Source organism: Streptomyces sp. NRRL S-244, from assembly GCF_000717915.1.
Taxonomy (GTDB): domain Bacteria; phylum Actinomycetota; class Actinomycetes; order Streptomycetales; family Streptomycetaceae; genus Streptomyces.
Window position 1 is genome coordinate 1 of record NZ_JOCX01000011.1, and the last position, 17,976, is coordinate 17,976.

Genomic DNA, 17,976 nt, shown 5'->3' on the forward strand with positions numbered 1-17,976 from the left:
GGCGGGGGGGCCGCGGAAGCGGCTTGCGCGGCTTGGCGGTCCGTGCTCACAGCGTGCTCCAGTCGTGGTCGGGGTAGCGGTGCACGGGCGCCGACACATCGTCCAGCGCCCGGCAGATCTCCTCCGGAAGAGTAAGGGGCTCCACCGACAACGCCTCGCTGAGCTGCGCGGACGTCCGCGCGCCCACGATCGGAGCGACCACCCCCGGCCGGTCCCGGATCCAGGCCAGGGCCACCTGGAGCGGGGTCACCGCCAGCCCTTGGGCCGCCGTCGCCACCGCGTCCACGATGCCGCCCGCCGTCTCGTCCAGGTACGGGTCCACGAAGCCGGCCATGGTCGGGGAGGCGCCCCGCGAGTCCGCCGGAGTCGTGCCGTCCCGGTACTTCCCCGTCAGCACCCCCCGCCCCAGGGGAGAGGAGGGGAGCAGCCCGACGCCCAGGTCCAGCGCCGCCGGCAGGACCTCGCGCTCCACGCCCCGCTGGAGCAGCGAGTACTCCAGCTGCGCCGACGCCAGCCGCGTCCGCACCCCCGGCGCGGCCAGCTGCCACGTCGCCGCCTTCGCCAGCTGCCAGCCGGAGAAGCCCGCCACCCCCGCGTACCGGGCCCGGCCGCTGCTCACCGCCAGGTCCAGGGCCTGGAGGGTCTCCTCCAGCGGGGTCGCCGGGTCGAACGCGTGGACCTGCCACAGGTCGACGTGGTCCGTTCCGAGGCGGGCCAGCGAATCGTCCAGCGCGGCGAGGAGGTGGCCGCGCGAGCCGTCGGCCCGGCGGTCGGCGGCCCGGACCGAGCCCGACTTCGTCGCGATCACCAGGTCCCGCCGCGGGACCAGTCCGTCGATCAACTGCCCCAGCAGGTACTCCGCCTCACCGCCCCCGTACACGTCGGCGGTGTCGACGAGCGTCCCGCCCGCCTCCCAGAACGTCTTCAACTGCTCGGCAGCGCCCGACTCGTCCGGGCCCTCCGCGGAACGGCCCCAGGTCAGGGTGCCGAGGCCGATCCGGGACACGCGCAGTCCGGTGCGGCCGAGATGCCTCTGCTCCATGACCGCTGAGACTACTGGGGCACTGACGCGGGGAGCCCTGGCGCGCTACAGTCCCCCGCAGACGTACGTTACTGATCGGTAAACCGGCAACACCGTAAGGGGACGACACATGCGGCTCGGCATCAATCTCGGCTACTGGGGCGCTGGCATGGACGCCGACAACCTCGCCGTGGCCCAGGAGGCGGACCGCCTCGGCTACGACGTCTGCTGGGCCGCGGAGGCGTACGGCTCCGACGCCCCGACCGTGCTCGCCTGGGTCGCCGCCCAGACCGAGCGCATCGACGTCGGCTCCGCGATCCTCCAGATCCCGGCCCGCCAGCCCGCGATGACCGCCATGACGGCCGCCACCCTCGACTCCCTCACCAAGGGCCGCTTCCGGCTCGGCCTCGGCGTCTCCGGGCCCCAGGTCTCCGAAGGCTGGTACGGCGTCAAGTTCGACAAGCCGCTCGCCCGCACCCGCGAGTACGTGGAGATCGTCCGCAAGGCGATGAGCCGCGAGCGCCTCAGCTACGAGGGCGAGCACTGGACCCTCCCGCTGCCCGGCGGCCCCGGCAAGCCGATCAAGCTCACCGTGCATCCCGAGCGCGAGCACATCCCGCTCTACATCGCCGCCATCGGGCCCAAGAACCTGGAGCAGACCGGGGAGATCGCCGACGGCGCGCTGCTCATCTTCCCGGCCGCCGAGCACCTGGAGGCCACCGCGCTCACCCACATCCGGGCGGGCCGCGAGAAGGCCGGACTGACGATGGACGGCTTCGACGTCTGCCCGACGGTCCCGCTGGCCGTCGGCGAGGACGTGACCGCCCTCGCCGACATGTTCCGCCCGTACACGGCCCTGTACGTCGGCGGCATGGGCAGCCGGAAGCAGAACTTCTACAACCAGCTCGCCCAGCGCATGGGCTACGAGAAGGAAGCCGCCGAGATCCAGGACAAGTACCTGGCGGGCGACAAGACGGGAGCGGCCGCGGCCGTCCCGCACTCGCTGATCGACTCGACCACCCTGCTCGGCTCCGTCGAGCGGATCGCGGACGGGATGCGGGCCTACGCCGAGGCCGGCGTCACCACCCTCACGCTCGCCCCGGCCGGTTTCACCCTGGACGAGCGGATCACCGCCCTGCGGGCCGGCACGGAAGCCATGGAGCGCGCCGGCCTGGCGTGAACCGTCCCCGCATGCTCTGCGGCCGTGGTGGGGGCTCGGGGGTCTTCCCCGCCACGGCCGACACAGGCACAACGCGGGCGGCACCCTCCGGGTTACGCCCGCGCCCCGACCCCGGCACGTCGTTCATTCGGCCGAGCGGCGCCACCCCTCGGTTGCCGGGCCCCCGGATCGGCCGTTGACTCGATGCATGCTCTCTGCCCGCAGCTTGTTCCAGGAGATCGTCGACAACGACGACTCGTTCCAGCTGTTCTGCTCCATCGCCGCCAGCGGGGAGTCCCAGGGCGGCTGGGAGAACGCCCGGATCGCGGCCCTGGTGCCCGACGGCATGCGCGAGCTCGCGCCGAAGATCACCCGGCACGGCGCCGACGAGGACAAGCACGGCCGGATCTTCAACGCCCTGCTCCGCAAGCGCGGCCTGCCGCCCGTCCCGGTGCCGCCCGAGACCGACTACACCATGCTGCTGGAGCGGCGCGGCATCGGCCTCGCGCACGAGAAGCTGCGCCGCGAGGAGCCGCTGACCGAGGAGGACATCGTCGTCTACCTCGCCCACAGCCGGGTCACCGAGCAGCGCGCCGCCGACCAGATGGTCATGCTCGTCCGGCAGTTCGGCGACCACCCCGAGGTCGGCAGGGCCATCCGCATGATCAGCAATGACGAGGACAACCACCTCGCCTACTGCCACGAGGAGCTGCTCCGCCTCGTCCGCGAGGGACACGGCCGGACCATCCAGCGGGTGCTGCGCGAGAGCGCCCTCGTCGAGATCGCCATCTACCGGGACGTGAGCCTCGCCGTCATGGGCCACATGGGCCGGCTGCTGCGCTGGCCCGCGCCCAAGGCGGCCGCGCTGGCCGCCGGGATCCGCGGGATGTACGCGTACGAGCGGTTCGCCGGCTGGCACCGGATGATCAGCCTGCGCCCGCCGGAGCGGCGCGACGCGCTGGGCGGCGTACCGGTGACAGCGCCCGAGTACGCGTAAGCCCGAGTACGCGTGGGAGGCCCCTCGGGCTACAGCCAGCCGCGGGACTTGAACAGGCGGTGCAGGCCCAGGCAGGCGCCCACCATCACCAGGAGCACCGCCGGATAGCCCCAGGGCTGCCGCAGCTCCCACATGTGGTCGAAGTTCATGCCGTAGATCCCCGCCACCATCGTCGGGACGGCCGCCATCGCCGCCCAGGCCGAGATCTTGCGCATGTCGTCGTTCTGCCGGACGCCCATCTGCGCCAGGTGCGCGGCCAGCGCGTCCGACAGCAGCCGGTCCAGGCCCTCGATGTACTCGCTCGCCTTGGTCAGGTGGTCGGCGACGTCGCGGAAGAACGGCTGCGCGTGCTCGTGCACGAACGGCACGTTCCCGAAGGCCAGCCGGTCCATCGGCTGGAGCAGCGGGCTCGTCGCCCGGCGGAACTCCAGCACCTGCCGCTTGAAGCCGTAGATCCGGGCGGCGGTGTTCTTGGTGTCCGAGGCCTGCGGCGCGAAGACCTCGGCCTCCACCTCCTCCAGGTCGGCCTGGAGCTCGGCCGCGACCTCGATGTAGTGGTCGACCACCGCGTCGGACACCGCGTACAGGACCGCCGTCGGACCGTGCCGCAGGACCTCCGGCTCGTGCTCCAGCCGGCTGCGCACGGCGCTCAGCGCGGCCCCCTCGCCGTGCCGGACCGTGACCACGAAGGAGTCGCCGATGAAGAGCATCAGCTCGCCCGTGGTCACCGTGTCGGTGTCGTCGTCGTACATGACCGGCTTGAGGACGACGAACAGCGAGTCGTCGTACACCTCCAGCTTGGGGCGCTGGTGCGCGGTCAGCGCGTCCTCCACCGCCAGCTTGTGCAGTCGGAACTCCTGGCTGACGTGCTCGAACTCCTCCTCCGTCGGTTCGTACATGCCGACCCAGAGGAAGGCGTCACCACTGGCCCGCGCCTCGTCCAGGGCGTCCGAGAGGTCCTCGGGCGCAGGAGAGCGGCGGCCGTCCCGGTACATGGCGCAGTCGACTATCACGGACGGCATTCTCCCCCGCCCGCGCCCGGCCCGCACACGAGCACCACCGCTTAGGCTTGCGCCATGGCCACGCTGATCCTCGTACGACACGGGCGGTCCACCGCCAACACCGCAGGGCTGCTCGCCGGATGGACGCCGGGAGTGGCCCTCGACGAGCGCGGAGCCGAACAGGCGGCGGCGCTGCCCGGGCGGCTCGCCGCGGTGCCGCTCGCCGCCGCCGTCAGCAGCCCGCTCCAGCGCTGCCGCGAGACCCTTGCACCGCTGCTCGCCGCGCGCCCGGAGCTCGCGCTGCACACCGACGACCGGATCGGCGAATGCCACTACGGGGACTGGTCGAACCGCAAACTCTCCGAGCTCTCCGACGAACCCTTGATGAAGATCGTCCAGCAGCACCCCTCGGCCGCCGCCTTCCCCGGCGGGGAGTCGATGCGCGCCATGCAGGCGCGCGCCGTGGACGCCGTACGGGAGTGGAACGCGCGGATCGAGGAGGAGCACGGGAGCGACGCCGTCTTCCTCATGTGCTCGCACGGGGACATCATCAAGTCCCTTGTCGCGGACGCCCTGGGCATGCACCTGGACCTCTTCCAGCGCATCCACGTGGACCCCTGCTCGGTCACCGCGGTCCGCTACACGCCGACGCGGCCGTTCCTGCTCCGGCTCGGCGACACCGGGGACTTCGGCTCGCTCGCCCCGCGCCCGGCCCGCGCGGCGGACTCCGCGGACTCCGCGGCCGCCGACACCGCCACGTTCGAGAGCGCGGCGGAGACCGGAGGGAACGCGGTCGTCGGAGGCGGCGCGGGCGCGGCCTGATCGAACGGCGCAGTAGGGTGGACGGGCCGAAACAACCCGCCACCGAGACTTGGAGACTGGACGTGCCCCGTCAGGTGTTCCTCTACGATCCGCCGGACCGCTTCGTGGCGGGCACGGTCGGCCTCCCGGGACGCCGTACGTTCTTCCTGCAGGCCTCTTCCGGCCCCCGCGTCACCAGTGTCTCCCTGGAGAAGACCCAGGTCGCGGCGTTGGCCGAGCGGATGGACGAGCTGCTGGACGAGGTCGTACGGCGCACCGGGGGCAATGCCCCGGTCCCGGCCGTCGCCCCCGCCGAGGCCGCGGACACCGCGCCTCTGGACGTCCCGGTCGACGAGGAGTTCCGCGTCGGCACCATGGCCCTGGCCTGGGACGGCGAGGAACAGCGGATGATCGTCGAGGCGCAGGCTCTGGTGGAGCTCGACGCCGACTCGGAGGAGGACCTCGCCGAGGCAGAGGAGCGGCTGCTCCAGGACGAGGAGAACGGCCCGCCGATGCTGCGGGTCCGCCTCACCGGCGCCCAGGCCCGGGCCTTCGCCAAGCGGGCCCTGGACGTGGTCAACGCGGGCCGGCCGCCGTGCCCGCTGTGCAGCCTGCCGCTGGACCCGGAGGGGCACGTCTGCCCGCGCCAGAACGGCTACCGGCGCCAGGCGTGAGCGCCACGGGGGAACTTGAGGAGCTGCTCGCCCGGGGCGAGCTCACGGTCGTCGGCCGGATCCGCGAGGCGTCCAACGCGGTGCTGCTGTGCACGGTGGCGTACGGGGGCCGCAGCGCCGACTGCGTGTACAAGCCGGTCAAGGGCGAGCGCCCGCTGTGGGACTTCCCGGACGGGAACCTGGCGCAGCGCGAGGTCGCCGCCTACCTCGTCTCCGAGGCCATGGGATGGGGCCTGGTGCCGCCGACCGTGCTGCGCGACGGGCCGTACGGCGAGGGCATGGTCCAGCTGTGGATCGAGTCCGGGGACGGAGGGGACGACAGGGACGGCGGTTCGGGCGGCGACGAGTCCGGCGACGGCAGCGGGCTGCTGGCCCTCGTCGAGGGCGAGGAGGCGGGGGAGGGCTGGAAGCCGGTCGCCCTCGCCGACGTCGGGGAGGGACGCACCGCGCTGCTCGTGCACGCCGACGACCCGCGGCTGCGCCGGCTCGCCGTCCTCGACGCCGTGATCAACAACGGTGACCGCAAGGGCGGCCACCTGCTGCCCGCGCCCGACGGGCGGCTGTACGGCATCGACCACGGGGTGAGCTTCCACCGCGAGGACAAGCTGCGGACCCTGCTGTGGGGCTGGGCCGGCGAACCGCTGACCGACGAGGCGCGCGGGGTGCTCACCGCCCTGGCCGCCCGGCTGGCCGACGGGGAGCCGCTCGCCACCCGGCTGGCCGAACTGATCACCCCGGTCGAGCTGGCCGCCGTACGGGCCCGCGTGGCCGATCTGCTGCGCACCGGGGTACACCCGCAGCCGTCCGGGCAGTGGCCGGCCATCCCCTGGCCTCCGGTCTGAGCAGGGCGGGCCGGGCAGAGCCCCGGTACGCATAGAACCGGCCAGACCGCAAGACCGCCGATCAAGCCAACAGTGCAGGTCCGGTTCGTTTACGGAACACGCGTCCGGTTAGGCTCGACACATGCATGCCTGGCCCGCTTCTGAGGTCCCCGCCCTTCCTGGCAAGGGCCGCGACCTCCAGATCCACGACACCGCGACCCAGGGGACGATCACCCTCGCCCCCGGTCCCGTCGCCCGTATCTACGTCTGCGGCATCACTCCGTACGACGCGACCCACATCGGTCACGCGGCGACCTACAACGCGTTCGACCTCGTACAGCGCGTGTGGCTCGACACCAAGCGGCAGGTCCACTACGTCCAGAACGTGACGGACGTCGACGATCCGCTCCTCGAGCGGGCGCTGCGCGACGGCCAGGACTGGACCGAGCTCGCGGAGCGCGAGACGGCCCTCTTCCGCGAGGACATGACCGCCCTGCGGATGCTGCCGCCGCAGCACTACATCGGCGCCGTCGAGGCCATACCGGGCATCGTGCCGCTGGTGGAGCGGCTGCGCGACGCCGGAGCCGCGTACGAGCTGGACGGCGACATCTACTTCTCGGTGGAGTCCGACGCCAACTTCGGCAGCGTCTCCCACCTCGACGCCGAGGCGATGCGGCTGCTGTCCGCGGAGCGCGGCGGCGACCCGGAGCGCCCGGGGAAGAAGAACCCGCTGGACCCGATGCTGTGGATGGCGGCCCGCCCGGGCGAGCCGAGCTGGGACGGCGGCTCGCTGGGCCGCGGCCGGCCCGGCTGGCACATCGAGTGCGTCGCCATCGCCCTGGACCACCTGGGCATGGGCTTCGACATCCAGGGCGGCGGCTCCGACCTGGTGTTCCCGCACCACGAGATGGGCGCCTCCCACGCGCAGGTGCTGACGGGCGAGTTCCCGATGGCCAAGGCGTACGTGCACGCGGGCATGGTCGCGCTGCACGGCGAGAAGATGTCGAAGTCGAAGGGCAACCTGGTCTTCGTCTCCGCGCTGCGGCGCGCCGGGGTGGACCCGGCGGCGATCCGCCTCGCGCTGCTCTCGCACCACTACCGGGCCGACTGGGAGTGGACGGACGAGGTCCTGGAGCAGGCGGTGGCCCGCCTGGAACGCTGGCGCGCGGCCGTGTCCCGCCCGGACGGCCTGCCGGCGGACGCCCTCGTCGAGGAGGTCCGCGAGGCCTTGGCCAACGACCTGGACGCCCCCGCCGCGCTCGCGGCGGTGGACCGCTGGGCGGACGCCCAGAACGCCTCCGACGGGGACGACGAGTCCGCGCCGGGCCTGGTCTCGCGCACGGTCGACGCCCTCCTGGGCGTGGCCCTCTAGCGGACCGCGGCCGAAGCCGCCGATGCCCCCTGTCCTTCCGGGCAGGGGGCATCGTCGCGTTCCGGGCCCGGAACGGGCCGGCCGGCTACGCCTCGGGAGGCGTCTCCTCCTCGTCCGGGGCCGGCGGCTCCTCGCCCGAGCCGGACGGGTCCGGCTTGCGCTTCGGCGGGCGGGTCAGACCGCTCGACGTGTCGCGCAGGTACGAGCCGTCGCCCGGCTCGGCCGAGGGGGCCGCCGGGTCGCGGCGGCGCAGGTACCGCTCGAACTCCCGGGCGATGGCGTCGCCCGAGGCCTCCGGCAGGTCCGCGGTGTCCCGCGCCTCCTCCAGCGTCTGCACGTACTCCGCCACCTCGCTGTCCTCGGCGGCCAGTTGGTCCACGCCGAGCTGCCACGCCCGCGCGTCCTCCGGGAGTTCACCCAGCGGGATCCGGATGTCGATCAGATCCTCCAGCCGGTTCAGCAGGGCCAGCGTCGCCTTCGGGTTCGGCGGCTGTGACACGTAGTGCGGGACCGCCGCCCACAGCGAGACCGCCGGGACGCCCGCGTGGGTGCAGGCCTCCTGGAGGATGCCCACGATCCCCGTCGGACCCTCGTACTTGGTCTCCTCCAGGTCCATCGTCCGTGCCAGGTCCGCGTCCGAGGTGACCCCGCTGACCGGCACCGGCCGGGTGTGCGGGGTGTCCCCGAGCAGCGCGCCCAGGATCACGACCATCTCCACGCCCAGTTCGTGCGCGAAGCCCAGGATCTCGTTGCAGAACGACCGCCACCGCATGGACGGTTCGATGCCCCGCACGAGCAGGGGGTCGCGCGGCTTCGCCCCGCCGATCCGCACCACCGACAGCCTCGTCGTCGGCCACGTGATCTTCCGTACCCCGTTGTCCAGCCACACCGTCGGCCGGTTGACCTGGAAGTCGTAGTAGTCCTCGGCGTCCAGCGCCGCGAAGACCTCGCCCTTCCACTCCCGGTCCAGGTGCGCGACCGCACCGGAGGCCGCGTCACCCGCGTCGTTCCAGCCCTCGAACGCGGCCACCATGACCGGGTCGATCAGCTCGGGCACGCCCTCAAGCTCGATCACCCAGGTCTCCTTCCGAAGTTCCCTTGTGTACGTGGGCCAGCCTAAGCCTTGAGGGGACACCGGCCACAGCCCACGACAGAGGGGCGGTTCCCCTCGGAACCGCCCCTCTTCCCCACCTGCGTACGAGCTATGCCTTGCGGCTCAGCATCTCCTCGACCCGCGCGCGCACGGAGTCGTCGTCCAGGCCGCGGACCGTCACCGTGGTGCGGCGGCGCAGCACGTCGTCGACCGTCTCGGCCCACTCGTTGTCGCGGGCGTAGGCGACCTGCGCCCAGATCTCCGGGCCGTCCGGGTGGATCCGCTCGGCCAGCGCCGGGTCCTCGTTCGCGAGGCGCGCGATGTCGAAGGCCAGCGAGCCGTAGTGCGAGGCCAGGTGGCGGGCGGTGAGCGGGTCCATCCGCGTGCCGGGCTCGCGGTCCACGAGCAGGCGGTGCGCGACGGCGTTCGGGTTGGCGACACCGGGCAGCGGCACCCGGCGTACGAGCGACTTCACCGGCTCCATGTCGTCGGTGAGCGGGCTGCCGGGCAGCTTGGCCAGCTTGTCCATGACCACGCGGCCGATGTGCCGGTACGTGGTCCACTTGCCGCCGGCCACCGACAGCATGCCGCCGGCGCCCTCGGAGACGACCGTCTCGCGCTTGGCCTTCTCGACGCCGCCGGGGCCACCGGGCAGCACCCGCAGGCCGGCGAAGGCGTACGTCATCAGCGAGCGGTCCAGGTCGGCGTCCTTCACCGAGAAGGCCGCCTCGTCCAGGATCTGCGCGATGTCGGACTCGGTGGCGCGCACGTCCGCCGGGTCGCCCTCGTACACCTCGTCGGTGGTGCCGAGCAGCAGCTGGTCCTCCCACGGGAGGGCGAAGGTGATGCGGTACTTGTCGATCGGGGTGGCCATGGCGGCCTTCCACGGCGACTTGCGCTTCATGACGATGTGCGCGCCCTTGGAGAGGCGGATCGACGGCATCGAGTGCTTGTCTTCCATGCGCCGCAGGTGGTCCACCCACGGGCCGGTGGCGTTGAGCACGACGCGCGCGTCGACGCCGAACTCGGTGCCGTCGAGGCGGTCCTTGAGCTCGGCACCGCTGACCCGGCCGCGCGTCATGCGCAGGCCGGTGACCTCGGCGTGGTTGAGGACGACGGCGCCCGACTCGACGGCCGCGCGGACCGTCATGACGGCGACCCGCGAGTCGTTCATCTGGTGGTCGTAGTAGACCGCGACGGCCTTGAGGTTGTCCGTCTTCAGACCCGGGTTGTCGGCGGCGGCACGGGCCGGGGATATGACCTTGCCCATGCCGTCGCCGAAGGCCGAGAGGGCGGAGTAGGCGAAGACGCCCGCGCCCAGCTTGGCCGCACCGACCGGTCCGCCCTTGTAGACCGGCAGGTAGAAGGTGAGCGGGTTGACCAGGTGCGGGGCCACGTCCTTGGCCAGCACCCGGCGCTCGTGGTGGTTCTCGGCGACCAGCTTGACCGCGCCGGTCTGCAGGTAGCGCAAGCCCCCGTGGACGAGCTTGGAGGAGGCGGAGGAGGTGGCGCCGGCGAAGTCGCCGGCGTCCACCATGGCGACCCGCAGACCCGACTGCGCGGCGTGCCAGGCCACCGAGGTGCCCAGGATTCCACCGCCGATGACCAGCAGGTCGTACGTGGCCTTGGCCAGCTGCTCACGGGTCTCGGCGCGGCTCGCGTTCGAGCCGGCGGTCGGGTGCGTACCCAGGGTGGGGACGCTCTGCAGGGTGCTCATATCTCTTAGCTCCTCGTCGATTGACTCAGCTGGTGCGTCAGCTGGCGACTTCGTCGTCGATCCAGCCCATGGACCGCTCGACGGCCTTGAGCCAGTTCTTGTACTCGCGGTCCCGCTGTTCGGCGGGCATCCGCGGGGTCCACTCCGCCGCGCGGCGCCAGTTGGCGCGCAGGGCGTCGGTGTCGGGCCAGAAGCCGACGGCCAGGCCGGCGGCGTAGGCGGCGCCGAGGCAGGTGGTCTCCGCGACCATCGGACGGACCACGGGGGCGTCCACGAAGTCGGAGAGGGTCTGCATCAGCAGGTTGTTGGAGGTCATGCCGCCGTCGACCTTGAGGGCCGCGAGCTCGACGCCCGAGTCCTTGGTCATGGCGTCGGTGATCTCGCGGGTCTGCCAGGCGGTGGCCTCCAGGACGGCACGGGCGATGTGCGCCTTGGTGACGTACCGGGTGAGGCCGGCGATCACACCGCGGGCGTCGGAGCGCCAGTACGGGGCGAACAGGCCGGAGAAGGCCGGCACGAAGTAGGCGCCGCCGTTGTCCTCGACCGAGAGCGCGAGGGTCTCGATCTCGGCCGCGGTCTTGATCATGCCCATCTGGTCGCGCATCCACTGGACGAGCGAGCCGGTGACGGCGATGGAGCCCTCCAGGGCGTAGACCGGCTTCTGGTCGCCGATCTTGTAGCCGACCGTGGTCAGCAGGCCGCTGTAGGAGTTGATGACCTTGTCGCCGGTGTTCATCAGCATGAACGTGCCGGTGCCGTACGTGGACTTGGCCTCGCCCTCGGCGAAACAGGTCTGGCCGAAGAGGGCGGCCTGCTGGTCGCCGAGCGCCGAGGCGACCGGGACACCGGCGAGGACGCCGTCCTTGACGTGGCCGTAGACCTCGGCGGAGGACTTGATCTCGGGGAGGATGTCGAGCGGCACCTCCATGGACTCCGCGATCTTGGCGTCCCACTCCAGGGTGTGCAGGTTCATCAGCATGGTGCGCGAGGCGTTGGTGACGTCCGTGACGTGCACACCGCCCTCGGCGCCACCGGTGAGGTTCCAGATGACCCAGGAGTCCATGGTGCCGAAGAGGATGTCGCCGGCCTCGGCGCGCTCGCGCAGGCCCTCGACGTTGTCGAGCAGCCAGCGGGCCTTCGGGCCGGCGAAGTAGCTCGCCAGCGGCAGGCCGGTCTCGCGGCGGAAGCGGTCCTGGCCGACGTTGCGGCCGAGCTCCTTGCACAGGGCGTCGGTGCGGGTGTCCTGCCAGACCAGCGCGTTGTGCACCGGCTGGCCGGTGTTCTTGTCCCACAGGACGGTGGTCTCGCGCTGGTTGGTGATGCCGACGGCCTTGACGTCGGCGGCGGTGATCTCGGCCTTGGCGATGGCGCCGGCGACGACCTCCTGGACGTTGGTCCAGATCTCGATGGCGTCGTGCTCGACCCAGCCCGGCTTCGGGAAGATCTGCTCGTGCTCCTTCTGGTCGACGGCGACGATGCGGCCGTCGCGGTCGAAGACGATGCAGCGGGAGGAGGTGGTGCCCTGGTCGATCGCGGCGATGAAGGGGCCGGTGCTGCTGGTCATGTGGCTGCTCCTGGCAGGTCTAGGTAGGCGGAATCAGGTGGCGGTGCGGATCTTGCGATACGTGCCGGTGCTGATCAGGCGAACGCGAGGTTGTACAGACCACCGGCGAGGGCGGCACCGACGAGCGGGCCGACCACCGGGATCCAGGAGTATCCCCAGTCGGAGCCGCCCTTGTTGGGAAGCGGCAGCAGGGAGTGGACGATGCGCGGGCCGAGGTCGCGGACCGGGTTGATGGCGTAGCCGGTCGGACCGCCCAGCGAGAGGCCGATGCCGACGACCACGAAGGAGGTGATCAGGACGCCGATGACGCCGAGGCCCTTGCCGTTGTCCTGCAGGCCCTGGGTCAGGATCGCGATGACCAGGACGAACGTACCGATGATCTCGGTCGTCATGTTCTGGACGACGTTGCGGATCTCGGGGCCGGTGGAGAAGACACCGAGCACCGGGCCGGCCTGGTCGTGCGGGTGCGGGTCCTCGGGGCCGAGCGTGGCGTCACGGATGTGCTCCGGGTCCGAGAGGTGCACCCGGAACTGTCCGTAGTACGTGATCCACATGAGGACCGCGCCGAGCATGGCGCCGAGGAGCTGGCCGGCGAAGTAGACCGGAGTGTCGCTCCAGTCGCCGTTCTTGATCGCAAGGCCGACGGTGACCGCCGGGTTGAGGTGCGCGCCGGAGAGCGGCGCGGAAACGTAGGCGGCGATGAGAACGGCGAAACCCCAGCCGAACGTGATCGCGAGCCAGCCTGCGTTCCGGGCCTTGGAGCTCTTGAGCGTCACGGCGGCGCAGACGCCACCACCGAGCAGTGTGAGCAGGGCGGTACCGATGGTCTCGCCGATGAAGATGTCGGAGCTGGACACCCGCGACTCCTTTGTCTTACGTCCAGGGGTGTGCGGAACCGGGTCCCGTCCGGTGGTCCGCGCACTCGGTGAGTGGTTCACCGGTCCATGGCCTTGCCACACCCTAACGCGTATTGCCGGTAGGTGTTCGACAATGCCGACCGATGAACGGCAGTTTTCATCCCTGGTGAAGAACGCGTCAAGGGTTGGCCAGGCCAAAGTGTCGGATCGTTACCACTAGGTACGATCAGCCAAACCCGGCCACCAGATGGCCGAGATATGGCGAAAAGAGGGCAGAAAGCGGCCAGGGGGTGGCCGAGAAGCGCTGGAAGGGGCCTAGAACCGGCCCGCGCCGAGATCGCGTGAAACAGCGCGCGCGCAGTCCCGTACGGACGCCACGAGGCTCGCACGGGGCTCCCCGGACTCCCCGCACACCCGCTCCACGGCCCCCGCGACCGCCACGGCGCCCACCGGCATCCGGCGCCGGTCGTGGATCGGCGCCGCCACCGAGGCGATGCCGTCCCAGGTCTCCTCGACGTCCGCGGCCCAGCCGCGCGCCCGGGTCAGGTCGAGGATCTCCTCGAAGCCCGCGCCGTCGATGACCGTCCGGGGCGTGAACGCCTCGCGCTCCGCCTCCAATGCCTCCGTGTGGGCGACCGGGTCGTACGCGGAGAGCACCTTGCCCAGGGCGGTGGAGTGCAGCGGCTGCATGGCGCCGACCTCCAGCACCTGGCGGCTGTCGTCCGGGCGGAACACGTGGTGCATGATCAGCACCCCGCTCTTGTGGAGCACGCCCACGTAGACGCTCTCGCCGCTCGCCCGGGCCAGATCATCCGTCCAGACCAGTGCGCGGGCGCGCAGCTCGTGCACGTCCAGGTAGCTGTTGCCCAGGCGCAGCAGCTCCGCGCCCAGCTGGTAGCGGCCCGAGGCGGGGTCCTGCTCCACGAAGCCCTCGGCCTGCAGCGTGCGCAGGATCCCGTGGGCCGTGCCCTTGGCCAGGCCCAGGGAACTGGCCACGTCCGAGAGGCCCAGCCGGCGCTCGCCGCCCGCCAGGAGTCGCAGCATCGCAGCGGCTCGTTCGAGCGACTGGATGTTCCGTGCCATCGCGCAGCCTCCTGCTGACGTAGTTCGACAATGCTGAACAGTATCGGTCCATGTCGACCTTGTGCATGGTTGGGCAACTGTTCAGGCCTCCGTCGGCCAGGACACACCCGGCAGACCCCCGCGCACAGAATGCAGTCCGCCACGTGGGACAGCCTCACCGGGTCCGGTGCCGCGCGGTTACCCTGACCGCGTGCACCCTTGACACAGCGAGGGTGCAAAGCCGACAGCCGTCGCATCCCAGGGAGCACACCCATGGCCTCGTTGCCGAACCCGCCCGCTGACACCCAGACCCGGGCCGATGCCCTCCGGGAGGCGCTCGCGACCCGCGTGGTCGTCGCCGACGGAGCCATGGGGACGATGCTCCAGGCGCAGGACCCCTCGATGGAGGACTTCCAGCAGCTCGAAGGCTGCAACGAGGTGCTCAACGTCACCCGCCCCGACATCGTGCGCTCCGTCCACGACGCGTACTTCGCGGTGGGCGTGGACTGCGTCGAGACCAACACCTTCGGTGCGAACTTCGCGGCGCTCGCCGAGTACGACATCCCCGAACGCAATTTCGAGCTGTCGGAGTCCGGCGCCCGCATCGCCCGCGAGGTCGCCGACGAGTACACCGCCAAGTCCGGGCAGCAGCGCTGGGTCCTCGGCTCCATGGGCCCCGGCACCAAGCTGCCCACCCTGGGCCACATCGACTACGCGACGATCCGCGACGCCTACCAGGTCAACGCCGAGGGCCTGATCTCCGGCGGGGCCGACGCCCTGCTCGTCGAGACCACCCAGGACCTCCTGCAGACCAAGTCCTCCATCATCGGCGCCCGCCGCGCCATGGAGGCCCTCGGCGTCTCCGTCCCGCTGATCTGCTCCGTCACCGTCGAGACCACCGGCACCATGCTCCTCGGCTCCGAGATCGGCGCCGCGCTCACCGCGCTGGAGCCGCTCGGCATCGACATGATCGGCCTGAACTGCGCCACAGGCCCCGCCGAGATGAGCGAGCACCTGCGCTACCTGGCCCGCAACGCGCGCATCCCGCTCTCCTGCATGCCCAACGCCGGCCTGCCCGTCCTCGGCAAGAACGGCGCGCACTACCCGCTGTCCGCCCCCGAGCTCGCCGACGCCCAGGAGACCTTCGTCCGCGAGTACGGGCTCTCCCTCGTCGGCGGCTGCTGCGGTACGACCCCCGAGCACCTGCGTCAGGTCGTCGAGCGGGTCCGCGGGCTCAGCCCGGCCGTCCGCGAGCCCCGCCCGGAGCCCGGCGCGTCCTCGCTCTACCAGACCGTCCCGTTCCGCCAGGACACCGCGTACATGGCGATCGGCGAGCGGACGAACGCGAACGGCTCGAAGAAGTTCCGCGAGGCCATGCTCGAAGCCCGCTGGGACGACTGCGTCGAGATGGCCCGCGACCAGATCCGCGAGGGCGCGCACATGCTCGACCTCTGCGTGGACTACGTGGGCCGCGACGGCGTCGCCGACATGAAGGAGCTCGCCGGCCGCTTCGCCACGGCCTCGACGCTGCCGATCGTCCTGGACTCCACCGAGGTTCCCGTGATCCAGGCGGGCCTGGAGAAGCTGGGCGGCCGCGCCGTCATCAACTCGGTGAACTACGAGGACGGCGACGGCCCCGACTCCCGCTTCGCCAAGGTCACCCGGCTGGCCCGCGAGCACGGCGCCGCGCTGATCGCGCTGACCATCGACGAGGAGGGCCAGGCCCGCACCGTCGAGCACAAGGTCGCCATCGCCGAACGCCTGATCGACGACCTGACCGGCAACTGGGGCATCAACGAGTCGGACATCCTCATCGACACGCTGACCTTCACCATCTGCACCGGCCAGGAGGAGTCCCGCAAGGACGGCATCGCGACGATCGAGTCGATCCGCGAGCTCAAGCGCCGCCACCCGGACGTCCAGACCACGCTCGGCCTGTCCAACATCTCCTTCGGCCTGAACCCGGCCGCCCGCGTGCTGCTGAACTCGGTCTTCCTCGACGAGTGCGTCAAGGCCGGCCTGGACTCGGCGATCGTCCACGCCAGCAAGATCCTGCCCATCGCGCGCTTCGACGAGGAGCAGGTCAGCACCGCCCTCGACCTGATCTACGACCGCCGCGCCGAGGACTACGACCCGCTCCAGAAGCTGATGGCCCTCTTCGAAGGCGTCAACACCAAGTCCCTCAAGGCCGGCCGCGCCGAGGAGCTCATGGCGCTCCCGCTCGACGAGCGGCTCCAGCGCCGCATCATCGACGGCGAGAAGAACGGCCTGGAGGCCGACCTCGACGAGGCCCTGCGGGAGCGCGCCGCCCTCGACATCGTCAACGACACCCTCCTGGAGGGCATGAAGGTCGTCGGCGAGCTCTTCGGCTCCGGCCAGATGCAGCTGCCGTTCGTCCTCCAGTCCGCCGAGGTCATGAAGACGGCGGTCGCCCACCTGGAACCGCACATGGAGAAGACCGACGACGAGGGCAAGGGCACCATCGTGCTCGCCACCGTCCGCGGCGACGTCCACGACATCGGCAAGAACCTCGTCGACATCATCCTCACCAACAACGGCTACAACGTCGTGAACATCGGCATCAAGCAGCCGGTCTCCGCGATCCTCGAAGCCGCGCAGGAGCACAAGGCCGACGTCATCGGCATGTCGGGCCTGCTCGTGAAGTCGACCGTGATCATGAAGGAGAACCTGGAGGAGCTCAACCAGCGCAAGCTGGCGGCCGACTACCCGGTGATCCTCGGCGGCGCCGCCCTCACCCGCGCCTACGTCGAACAGGACCTCCACGAGATCTACGAGGGCGAGGTCCGCTACGCCCGCGACGCGTTCGAGGGCCTGCGCCTGATGGACGCCCTGATCGCCGTCAAGCGCGGCGTCCCCGGCGCCTCCCTGCCGGAGCTCAAGCAGCGCCGCGTCGCCAAGCGCCCTGCAACAGCGGGGCCCGTCCTCGACGAGCCGGAGGAGAAGGGCGGCCGCTCCGACGTGGCCGTCGACAACCCCGTCCCCACCCCGCCGTTCTGGGGCACCCGCGTGGTCAAGGGCATCCCGCTGAAGGACTACGCCTCCTGGCTGGACGAGGGCGCGCTGTTCAAGGGCCAGTGGGGCCTCAAGCAGGCCCGCGCCGGCGGGGCCACGTACGAGGAGCTCGTCGAGACCGAGGGGCGGCCGCGGCTGCGCGGCCTCCTCGACAAGCTGCACACCGAGAACCTGCTCGAGGCCGCGGTGGTCTACGGGTACTTCCCGTGCGTCTCCAAGGGCGAGGACCTGATCATCCTCGACGACGACGGCAACGAGCGGACCCGCTTCACCTTCCCGCGCCAGCGCCGCGGCCGGCGCCTGTGCCTCGCCGACTTCTTCCGCCCGGAGGAGTCCGGCGAGACGGATGTGGTCGGCCTCCAGGTGGTCACGGTCGGGTCGAGGATCGGCGAGGCCACGGCCAAGCTGTTCGAATCCGACTCGTACCGCGAGTACCTGGAGCTGCACGGCCTGTCGGTCCAGCTGGCCGAGGCCATGGCCGAGTACTGGCACGCCCGCGTCCGCGCCGAGCTCGGGTTCGGCGGCGAGGACCCGGCCGCGGTCGAAGACATGTTCGACCTGAAGTACCGCGGCGCCCGCTTCTCGCTGGGCTACGGCGCCTGCCCCGACCTGGAGGACCGCGCCAAGATCGCCGACCTCCTCCAGCCGGAGCGGATCGGCGTCCACCTCTCCGAGGAGTTCCAGCTCCACCCGGAGCAGTCCACCGACGCGATCGTCATCCACCACCCCGAAGCGAAGTATTTCAACGCACGCTGAGGCGGACCGACGTACACTTGTCGGTCCCATACAGGCCGGTCGCCTGTT

14 protein-coding genes are annotated in these 17,976 nt (G+C 71.2%); 7 read left to right on the forward strand and 7 right to left on the reverse strand.

Annotated features, from left to right (window positions below):
- Window positions 1–46: 46 nt before the first annotated feature.
- The gene (locus tag IF02_RS0115210; RefSeq protein ID WP_030157153.1) at window positions 47–1,042 is read right to left on the reverse strand and encodes an aldo/keto reductase; all 996 of its coding nucleotides are present in this window, start codon (window positions 1,040–1,042) and stop codon (window positions 47–49) included.
- Window positions 1,043–1,151: 109 nt separating this feature from the next.
- Here IF02_RS0115210 and IF02_RS0115215 point away from each other — a divergent pair, with 109 nt between their 5' ends.
- Window positions 1,152–2,201: an LLM class F420-dependent oxidoreductase gene (locus IF02_RS0115215; protein WP_030157154.1), complete on the forward strand. Its 1,050-nt coding sequence runs from the start codon at window positions 1,152–1,154 to the stop codon at window positions 2,199–2,201.
- Window positions 2,202–2,388: 187 nt separating this feature from the next.
- Window positions 2,389–3,177: a ferritin-like domain-containing protein gene (locus IF02_RS0115220; RefSeq protein WP_030157156.1), complete on the forward strand. Its 789-nt coding sequence runs from the start codon at window positions 2,389–2,391 to the stop codon at window positions 3,175–3,177.
- Between the two features lie 29 nt (window positions 3,178–3,206).
- Here the strand turns inward: IF02_RS0115220 and corA are convergent, their stop codons facing one another.
- The gene (corA, locus tag IF02_RS0115225; protein WP_030157157.1) at window positions 3,207–4,199 is read right to left on the reverse strand and encodes a magnesium/cobalt transporter CorA; all 993 of its coding nucleotides are present in this window, start codon (window positions 4,197–4,199) and stop codon (window positions 3,207–3,209) included.
- Window positions 4,200–4,253: 54 nt separating this feature from the next.
- Between corA and IF02_RS0115230 the strand changes: the two genes are divergently transcribed.
- The 4 genes from IF02_RS0115230 (at window position 4,254) to mshC (ending at window position 7,846) form a co-directional block, all read left to right on the forward strand.
- Window positions 4,254–5,000 (forward strand): histidine phosphatase family protein, encoded by a 747-nt coding sequence (locus IF02_RS0115230; protein ID WP_030157159.1) that lies wholly within the window; start codon window positions 4,254–4,256, stop codon window positions 4,998–5,000.
- Between the two features lie 62 nt (window positions 5,001–5,062).
- Window positions 5,063–5,653, forward strand: coding sequence for a DUF3090 domain-containing protein (locus IF02_RS0115235; protein WP_030157160.1), 591 nt, complete (start codon window positions 5,063–5,065; stop codon window positions 5,651–5,653).
- On the forward strand, window positions 5,617–6,495 hold the full coding sequence (locus tag IF02_RS0115240; RefSeq protein ID WP_078622127.1) for an SCO1664 family protein: 879 nt from the start codon (window positions 5,617–5,619) through the stop codon (window positions 6,493–6,495). The genes IF02_RS0115235 and IF02_RS0115240 overlap by 37 nt, the downstream gene beginning before the upstream one ends.
- A 121-nt stretch (window positions 6,496–6,616) precedes the next feature.
- A complete protein-coding gene (gene mshC / locus IF02_RS0115245; RefSeq protein WP_030157162.1) occupies window positions 6,617–7,846 on the forward strand; it encodes a cysteine--1-D-myo-inosityl 2-amino-2-deoxy-alpha-D-glucopyranoside ligase in 1,230 nt (409 codons plus the stop codon).
- Window positions 7,847–7,931: 85 nt separating this feature from the next.
- Here the strand turns inward: mshC and IF02_RS0115250 are convergent, their stop codons facing one another.
- The 5 genes from IF02_RS0115250 to IF02_RS0115270 all read right to left on the reverse strand — a co-directional run bounded on the left by IF02_RS0115250 (window position 7,932) and on the right by IF02_RS0115270 (window position 14,160).
- The gene (locus IF02_RS0115250) at window positions 7,932–8,921 is read right to left on the reverse strand and encodes a PAC2 family protein (protein ID WP_030157163.1); all 990 of its coding nucleotides are present in this window, start codon (window positions 8,919–8,921) and stop codon (window positions 7,932–7,934) included.
- A 127-nt stretch (window positions 8,922–9,048) separates the two neighbouring features.
- Entirely contained in the window at window positions 9,049–10,656 is a 1,608-nt protein-coding gene (locus tag IF02_RS0115255; RefSeq protein ID WP_030157164.1) for a glycerol-3-phosphate dehydrogenase/oxidase, read from the reverse strand.
- A 37-nt stretch (window positions 10,657–10,693) separates the two neighbouring features.
- The gene (gene glpK / locus IF02_RS0115260) at window positions 10,694–12,220 is read right to left on the reverse strand and encodes a glycerol kinase GlpK (protein ID WP_030157165.1); all 1,527 of its coding nucleotides are present in this window, start codon (window positions 12,218–12,220) and stop codon (window positions 10,694–10,696) included.
- Between the two features lie 74 nt (window positions 12,221–12,294).
- Complete coding sequence (locus tag IF02_RS0115265; RefSeq protein WP_030157166.1) at window positions 12,295–13,077, reverse strand: MIP/aquaporin family protein; 783 nt, start codon at window positions 13,075–13,077, stop codon at window positions 12,295–12,297.
- Between the two features lie 315 nt (window positions 13,078–13,392).
- Window positions 13,393–14,160, reverse strand: a complete 768-nt coding sequence (locus IF02_RS0115270) for an IclR family transcriptional regulator (RefSeq protein WP_030157167.1) — start codon at window positions 14,158–14,160, stop codon at window positions 13,393–13,395.
- 252 nt (window positions 14,161–14,412) lie between these two features.
- On the opposite strand from IF02_RS0115270, the gene metH reads away from it, so the two are divergent.
- Window positions 14,413–17,928 (forward strand): methionine synthase, encoded by a 3,516-nt coding sequence (metH, locus tag IF02_RS0115275; protein ID WP_030157168.1) that lies wholly within the window; start codon window positions 14,413–14,415, stop codon window positions 17,926–17,928.
- The last annotated feature ends 48 nt before the right edge of the window (window positions 17,929–17,976 follow it).